The sequence below is a fragment of the Phocaeicola barnesiae DSM 18169 = JCM 13652 genome, from assembly GCF_000374585.1.
Taxonomy (GTDB): domain Bacteria; phylum Bacteroidota; class Bacteroidia; order Bacteroidales; family Bacteroidaceae; genus Phocaeicola; species Phocaeicola barnesiae.
Genome location: NZ_KB894665.1, coordinates 21,439 through 29,870 on the forward strand (window position 1 = coordinate 21,439; position 8,432 = coordinate 29,870).

General features: G+C 47.1%; 6 protein-coding genes and 1 rRNA gene. All 7 read right to left on the reverse strand.

From position 1 onward, the window contains the following. The 7 genes from leuB to rrf all read right to left on the reverse strand — a co-directional run bounded on the left by leuB (position 1) and on the right by rrf (position 8,369). Positions 1 to 1,062: a 3-isopropylmalate dehydrogenase gene (gene leuB, locus C510_RS0115360; RefSeq protein WP_018712160.1), complete on the reverse strand. Its 1,062-nt coding sequence runs from the start codon at positions 1,060 to 1,062 to the stop codon at positions 1 to 3. Between the two features lie 2 nt (positions 1,063 to 1,064). Beyond that, positions 1,065 to 2,603 carry an alpha-isopropylmalate synthase regulatory domain-containing protein gene (locus C510_RS0115365; RefSeq protein ID WP_018712161.1) on the reverse strand — a complete coding sequence of 513 codons (1,539 nt, stop codon included), beginning with the start codon at positions 2,601 to 2,603 and terminating at the stop codon, positions 1,065 to 1,067. A gap of 24 nt (positions 2,604 to 2,627) precedes the next feature. Continuing rightward, on the reverse strand, positions 2,628 to 3,224 hold the full coding sequence (gene leuD / locus C510_RS0115370; protein WP_018712162.1) for a 3-isopropylmalate dehydratase small subunit: 597 nt from the start codon (positions 3,222 to 3,224) through the stop codon (positions 2,628 to 2,630). A gap of 12 nt (positions 3,225 to 3,236) precedes the next feature. After that, the gene (leuC, locus tag C510_RS0115375) at positions 3,237 to 4,634 is read right to left on the reverse strand and encodes a 3-isopropylmalate dehydratase large subunit (protein ID WP_018712163.1); all 1,398 of its coding nucleotides are present in this window, start codon (positions 4,632 to 4,634) and stop codon (positions 3,237 to 3,239) included. Positions 4,635 to 4,661: 27 nt separating this feature from the next. After that, positions 4,662 to 6,158: a 2-isopropylmalate synthase gene (locus C510_RS0115380; protein ID WP_018712164.1), complete on the reverse strand. Its 1,497-nt coding sequence runs from the start codon at positions 6,156 to 6,158 to the stop codon at positions 4,662 to 4,664. Between the two features lie 338 nt (positions 6,159 to 6,496). Further along, positions 6,497 to 7,675, reverse strand: a complete 1,179-nt coding sequence (gene pncB, locus C510_RS0115385) for a nicotinate phosphoribosyltransferase (RefSeq protein ID WP_018712165.1) — start codon at positions 7,673 to 7,675, stop codon at positions 6,497 to 6,499. 585 nt (positions 7,676 to 8,260) lie between these two features. After that, positions 8,261 to 8,369 (reverse strand): 5S ribosomal RNA (gene rrf / locus C510_RS0115395). Between the last annotated feature and the right edge of the window lie 63 nt (positions 8,370 to 8,432).

Here is an 8,432-nt window from a genome sequence, read left to right on the forward strand (position 1 = left end):
TTATGCTTTCTTAATATAATCTACAATCCAAGCACCTACTTCTTTGGTACCGTATTTGGCACCACCGGCCACCTGGATTTCCGGAGTACGTACGCATGCATCCAGCGAAGCATCTACAGCCTTACGGATAAGTGCGCCTTCTTCCTTACAATCGAAATATTCAAACAACATAGCTACAGACAGAATCTGTGCTAACGGATTAGCGATATTCAGTCCCTTAGCCTGTGGCCAAGATCCGTGAATCGGTTCGAATACCGGAGTACTTTCGCCGGTAGAAGCCGAAGGAAGCAATCCCATAGAACCGCTGATAACAGACCCCTCATCGGTCAGGATATCACCGAACGTATTTTCCGTTACCATGACATCGAAGAAAGTCGGTTCCTGAATCATACGCATGGCAGCATTGTCTACATACATGTAGTCGGTCTGTACTTCCGGATACTTCGGAGCCATTTCCTGAGCAATCTGACGCCACAGACGGGAAGAAGCCAATACATTGGCCTTGTCGACTACGGTCAGGTGTTTGCGGCGTTTCATGGCATATTCGAAGCCCACCTTCAGAATGCGTTCAATTTCCGGACGGGTATACATGTTGGTATCGTATGCCTTGTCATTGTCCTGGTATTTTTCACCGAAATACATACCGCCGGTCAATTCGCGGATGCAGATGAAATCGGCACCTTCCACCAGTTCGCTACGCAAAGGAGACTTGTGCAACAGGCATTTGAATGTCTGTACCGGACGGATATTGGCAAACAGCCCCAGTTTCTTACGCATGGCCAGCAATCCCTGCTCCGGACGTACCTTGGCAGTCGGGTCATTGTCAAACTTCGGGTCACCTACAGCCGAAAACAATACCGCATCGGCATTCTTGCAGATTTCATAGGTCTTTTCCGGGAACGGATCGCCTACCTTATCGATGGCATCCGCGCCACAGAGCGCATATTCATACGATACTTTATGACCAAACTTCTCACAAACGGCAGTCATGACATCTACGCCCTGTACAGAGATTTCAGGACCGATACCATCGCCCGGTAATACTGCTATTTTAAATTCCATAATTAATTATTTGTTTTGTCTTCTATCATGTTCAACATTTTAATGGTAGCCTTGATGGCTGCTTCCGTCTGGTCGGCATCCAAGCCACGGGTACGGAACTCCCTATCCTCATGCCTCCAGGTAATGACGGTCTGCACAAGGGCATCGGTCCGTCCCCCTGGGGGAATAGTCACGGCATAATTGGTCAACATCGGGAACTTACGGTTGAGCGTAGTCTTGTAGATTTTCCGCAAGGCACGTACAAACGCATCGTACTGTCCGTTACCGGAAGAACTTTCCTCATAAATCTGACCATCTATCTCAATACTCAGCGTAGCCATCGGTTTCAAGCCTTTGGCCAGGGTAACGAAATAACTGAGCAGTTTCACCCGGTTGGCATCCCCCTCGTGCTTGAGCACATCCGAAATAATGTAAGGCAAATCCTCCTGAGTCACCAGTTCTTTCCGGTCCCCGAGTTCGATAATGCGTTCCGTCACCTTCTTCATGGCTTCTTCGTCCAGCTCCAGTCCCAGACTCTCCAGATTCTTCCGGATATTCGCCTTACCGCTGGTCTTACCCAACGCATATTCGCGTACACGACCGAAACGCTCGGGCAACAGGTCATTGCAGTACAGGTTATTCTTGTTGTCACCGTCGGCATGCACTCCCGCCACCTGGGTAAAGACACTCTCACCGACAATCGGTTTATTGGGTGGGATAGAGATACCCGAATACGATTCCACCACCCGGCTTACATCATTCAGACGACTTTCATCAATATTGGTAATGGCGTGGAAATGATCCTTCAGAATGGCTTGTACACTGGCCAACGGAGCGTTTCCGGCCCGTTCACCCAATCCGTTCAGTGTGGTATGAAGGCCTTTCACCCCACAAAGTACCGCTGCCAGTACATTACTTACAGCCAAATCATAATCATTGTGCGCATGGAAATCGAAGTGCAGTTCCGGATAACGTTTCCGCATCTTCCGCATATATTCGATGACCTGCAACGGGTTCAAGATACCGAGTGTATCAGGCAACATGAAACGCTTGATACCACTCTCCCGCAATCCGTCAATCAGGCCGAACACATATTCCGGAGAATCCTTGATACCGTTACTCCAGTCTTCCAGATAGACATTTACATCCATTCCCCGACTATGGGCATAACGGACAACTTCCAGGATATCGCGTACATGCGCATCGAGCGTCTTTTTCAGTTGACACCTGCAATGCTTCTCCGAACCCTTCGTCAGCAGGTTGATGACCCGACATCCGGCACTGTAAATCCAATCGACCGATACATTTCCGTCGACAAACCCCAGCACCTCTACCCGAGACAGGTAGTTCCGGCGTGCCGCCCACTCACAAATCATTCTGACTGCATTCAATTCACCGTCCGACACACGTGCCGAGGCTACTTCAATCCGGTCAACCTTCAGGTCTTCCAGCAGCAGGCGGGCTATCATCAACTTTTCACGGGGTACAAACGACACTCCATTGGTCTGTTCTCCATCGCGGAGTGTCGTATCCATGATTTCTATTTTCGGTCTTTCTTCCATGTTGAAAATCTCGCTATTGTGGGATTATCCGCGTCCCTTCTCGAACGCTTCAATCTTATCTTTATTCTGTACCAGGAAATCGATGTCGTCCAGTCCGTTCATCAGACAATGCTTCTTATAGGCATTGATTTCAAACTTCTCCGATTTTCCGGTTGCCTTATTGGTTATGGTCTGTTCCGGCAGATTGACTTCCACCTCGGTTTTCGGGTCAGCGTAAATCGAATCGAAGAGTTCTTTCAGGAACGGCTCACTGACAACTACCGGCAACACGAAATTGTTCAGTTCATTATTCTTATGGATGTCGGCAAAGAAACTTGAAACCACGACGCGGAATCCGTAACCGGCAATGGCCCAAGCCGCATGTTCACGGCTGGAACCGCTACCGAAATTCTTTCCGGCAACCAGTATCTGTCCGCTGTATGTCGGATTATTCAGGACGAACTCTTCGTTCAACGAACCGTCCGGTTTGTAACGCCAGTCACGGAACAGGTTATCGCCGAAGAATTTTTCATCGCGCGTGGTTGCCTTCAGGAAACGGGCCGGAATAATCTGGTCGGTATCTACATTTTCCAGCGGAAGAGGAATACAAGTGCTGGTGAGGATATTGAATTTCTGTTTCATAACTTTTCGTTTTTACATAAGTGTTCTTGGATCGGTGATGACACCAGTTACAGCAGCGGCAGCGGCAGTCAGCGGACTAGCCAACAGCGTACGTGAACCAGGACCTTGACGACCTTCAAAGTTTCGGTTGCTGGTAGAAACCGAATACTTGCCGGCCGGAATCTTGTCGTCGTTCATAGCCAGACAAGCGGAACAACCCGGCTGACGGATTTCGAATCCGGCTTCTTCCAGAATCTTGTCCAAACCTTCTTCACGGATCTGTTCGTCTACCATCCAAGAACCGGGAACCAGCCATGCGATAATATGTTCGGCTTTCTTCCGTCCCTTCGCGATAGAAGCGAATGCACGGAAATCTTCGATACGTCCGTTGGTACAAGCGCCCAGGAACACATAATCCACCTGCTTACCCAACAAAGACTCTCCCGGCTGGAATCCCATGTAGTGCATGGATTTCTCGAACGAGCTCTTTTCTACTTCACTCATACCCTCGGTAGTAGGAATGTGATCGGTGATAGCCATGCCCATACCCGGATTGGTTCCGTAAGTAATCATCGGCTGGATATCGGCAGCATCATAACGGACTTCCTTATCGAACACTGCGTCGTCATCGCTCTTCAGGGTTTTCCAGTAAGCCACCGCCTTGTCCCATTCCGCTCCCTTCGGAGCATATTCACGTCCTTTGATGTACTCGAAAGTCACTTCGTCCGGAGCAATCATACCTCCACGGGCTCCCATTTCGATAGAAAGGTTACACAGGGTAAGACGTCCTTCCATAGTCAGACTACGGATAGCCTCGCCGGCATATTCCACAAAATAACCGGTAGCACCGCTGGTAGTCATCTTCGACATCATATAAAGAGCTACATCTTTCGCAGTCACTCCCTTGCCCAATTTCCCATCGATGGTGATACGCATGGTCTTCGGACGGGCCTGCAGGATACATTGGGAAGCCATTACCATCTCTACTTCCGAAGTCCCGATACCGAAGGCAACCGCTCCCATGGCACCGTGGGTAGACGTATGTGAGTCACCACAGACAATGGTCATTCCCGGCAATGTCAATCCTCTTTCCGGACCTACCACATGAATGATACCGTTCTTCTTGTTCATCATTCCGAAATGAGTCAGTCCGAAATCGGCGGCATTCTTTGCCAACGTATCGACCTGTGTCTTCGAAACCGGGTCTTCAATCGGTTTATCCTGGTCGTGAGTCGGAGTATTATGGTCCGGCATACAATAGATACGTTCCGGACGGAAACACTTCAATCCTCGTGCACGCATTCCGGCAAAGGCCTGTGGACTGGTCACCTCATGGCAGTAGAGACGGTCGATGTATAACTGGGTAGGACCTTCTTCCACCTTCTGCACGACATGTGCATCCCATATCTTATCAAATAATGTGTTAGCCATTTTACGTTGATTTTATCTCGTTTATTGTTATTTCTTGAATTTATTGATACAATCGATGTAAGCTTCTACCGAGGCGGCGATGATATCCGTATTCGCACCGAAGCCGTAGTACATCTGTCCGTCGTATTCTACCTGCATGTGCACCTTACCTACATCATCACTGCCTTTGCTGATGGCCTGGATGGTAAACTCTTTCAAAGTCATCTGACGCTTGATAATCTGTTTCACCGCCTTGATAGCCGCATCCACCGGACCGTTTCCGGTAGCGGCAGATTCAAAGTGCTCGCCCGAAATGTTCAGTCCCAGACTGGCTACCGAACGGACACCGACTCCACTCGTAACCTGCAGGTATTCCAACTTGATATGATGGTTGACATTGCGGTCAGCGCCGGCCAATACCAGGATATCGTCATCTGTAATATCTTTCTTCTTGTCGGCCAACTTCAGGAAATCTTCGTAAACCTTATCCAGTTTTTCCTGTCCCATCTCTACTCCCAGGATATGCAGACGATGTTTCAAAGCGGCACGTCCGCTACGGGCAGTCAATACAATGGCGTTATCATCGATACCTACATCTTTCGGATTGATGATTTCGTAAGTCTGTACATTCTTCAACACACCGTCCTGATGGATACCCGAAGAGTGCGCGAACGCATTTCTACCCACAATCGCCTTGTTGGGTTGTACCGGCATGTTCATCAGGCTGGATACCATGCGGCTGGTCGGGTAAATCTTCTGGGTATTGATATTCGTATCGATATCAATGCTATGGTGACAACGGAGAATCATGGCCACTTCCTCCAACGCCGTATTTCCGGCACGTTCTCCGATTCCGTTGATAGTCACCTCTACCTGACGGGCACCGTTCAATACACCGCTGATGGTATTGGCAGTTGCCATTCCCAGGTCGTTGTGGCAATGGGTAGAAATGATAGCCTTATCTATACCATCGACGTGATCTATCAGGTACTTGATTTTTTCACCATACTCGGCAGGAAGACAATAACCGGTAGTATCCGGAATATTGACCACTGTAGCACCTGCCTTGATAACAGCTTCCACCACACGAGCCAGGTATTCATTTTCTGTACGTCCGGCATCCTCAGCATAGAATTCTACATCATCTACATAACGGCGTGCATACTTTACTGCCGCAACCGCACGTTCGATAATTTCCTCACGGGTAGAATTGAACTTATACTTGATGTGTGAATCGGAAGTACCGATACCGGTATGGATACGTTTATGCTTGGCGAACTTCAGTGCCTCGGCAGCTACATCAATATCTTTCTGGACAGCACGGGTCAACGCACAGATGGTAGGCCATGTTACCGCCTTCGATATTTCTATCACCGAATTGAAATCGCCCGGACTAGATACCGGGAATCCTGCTTCAATCACATCTACTCCCAATGCCTCCAGCTGTTTGGCTACCTGAATCTTTTCAACGGTATTCAACTGGCATCCGGGTACCTGCTCACCATCACGAAGCGTGGTGTCGAAAATGAATAATCTATCACTCATAGGACTATTATTTTTTATTATCAATCATTATTCAAACAAAAAGCCTTTCGCACAGGGAAGTGAGAAAGGCTCAATATCATACAGTTTTTACAACTAACAGGCACGCGACTCACTTCCCACCGGGGTTCCCAGCAGATTAATCAGACCGCATAGCAAAATATGTAAAAACCAGTTGTTCATTTATATCTTCTATTATTTTTTATTGCGATGCAAAGGTATGCAATAATTTCTAACATCAAAATAAAAATGAAACTTTTTTATCGTCTTTAATTATAATTTATCACATCAAAAAGGAATAGTCCTAAATATTATCAATAAATATTGAAAGATACCGAGACTTATTCATCGGGTATGGACAGGCGTAATTCGTGCAAACAGGCACCAACTTCGGTCGTACTACCCACATGTTTACCCATATCATCCGACAATTTGACACATTCACGCCATTCCTGATTAACATTCATCTTACAACGGGAAAGTTTCATCACGATATTAGCAGGTGGAAATCCCGTATCGTTCGTCAGATTCGTTCCGATACCGAATGAACAACGGATTTTCCCTTTGCAATACTCGAATATCTGCAAAGCTTTTCCGAAATCAAGCGCATTACTGAAAATGATGGTCTTGGTAGTAGGGTCTATACCCAACTCCTTGTAGCGGTCAATCAAACGGTCGATGAATTCTATTTCATCTCCCGAATCACAACGTACGCCATCAAACAGTTTGGCCTGCTTCCGGCTGAAATTGCTCAAGAAAGAATCGGAAGTATAGGTATCCGACAAAGCTGTACCCAAATCTCCATCGTATACATTTACCCAGTTCTCCAAAGCCATGTAATTGGCATGCTTATATCCGAATTGAGCTCCGTGGAACATGAACCATTCATGCGGATGCGTACCCATCGGACGCATGTCATACTTCATGGCCAGATAACAATTGGAAGTACCTGTACAATAACGGGCATTTTCCTTCAAGTAGGCAACTACCAGTTTCTGTACATCGAAGGAAAAACGGCGACGGGTTCCGAATTCCGAAAAAGGCATCTGATGATCATTAGAGAGCTTTACCTTATCGGCCAACCGGAGCAATAAAGTCTCTTTATCAGGAATACGGTTCAAGAACTGATTCCGGATTTCGGAAACAATGGCCAATAAGGGCACTTCATAAAGTGTCACTTTATACAGATAATCGGTTACCCTCATCTGAAGATGACGGTGTTCGTCCAGACCAACCTCTATCTTATCAGGGTCAAAACGGAAAGACGAAAGCCATTCCCAGTACACTCTTGGCAAGAAACGGCAATGTGAAGCCATATACTCCAGTTCTTCTGATGTCAGCTGCACCATAGACAGATTATGGATTTCGCTTTTCAAAGCCTCCAGAAAACCTTCTGTATACTCAGTATCATCTCTATCTATGAAAGTGAATGTACCCATCGCATAAGGGAACAGCTTGATATAAGCGTACGAGGTTGTAAACTTATATAAATCGGTATCCAAAATTGTTTTTATTACCATAATATTTCATTTTATACAGTAAATGCAAATATAAGGAAAGGAATCAAAAATACATGACTCATTGCTATTCAATGTAACAATACAATCAACATCCTAGGCAGATAACGAGGAAAGATTTTTCCAAGCATGCAGAAATATAGCCAATAAGGCAGAAGTGAAGTGTGTATTCATGCCATTGATATAGATTTATTGTCGATAAAGGTTTATACCTGCAAACATACACAAAACATCGTTCTTTACCGAACATGGAAGGAAAGGAATTCAGCGAAACAATGCACCGAACTCACCGGATGAAGCAGTTCGAACAAGATAAGCATTCCAAAATCCTCTCGGAAGCAGTGAAACGAAGGATAGACAAGCACAGCATCTCTTACAGAAGTGTTTCCGGAAACAGGCTTCACGCCTTCACAAGCCAGGCAGCAGCCTGGTATACAAGGCATTTCCGGTGAAAGGGGTGTTTCACCGTGAAGGATATGTCCCGCGAGGGAGGATTCACGGCGGAAGGCCGTGCGGGGCGTCCGGCGGACCGACGGCACGCCGGGACACAAAAAAGCCCCGGACCTCCTTGCGGAATCCGGGGCCTCAAGACGGCGACTACCTACTCTCCCACTTGCGCAGTACCATCGGCGTGACGAAGCTTAACTTCTCTGTTCGGAATGGGAAGAGGTGGAACCTTCGTGCTATAGTCACCTGAATACCTTTCATATATCCCTGTAACATGATTCTCAAGCAACAGTGCCCAAGTCCCCGACGCAAG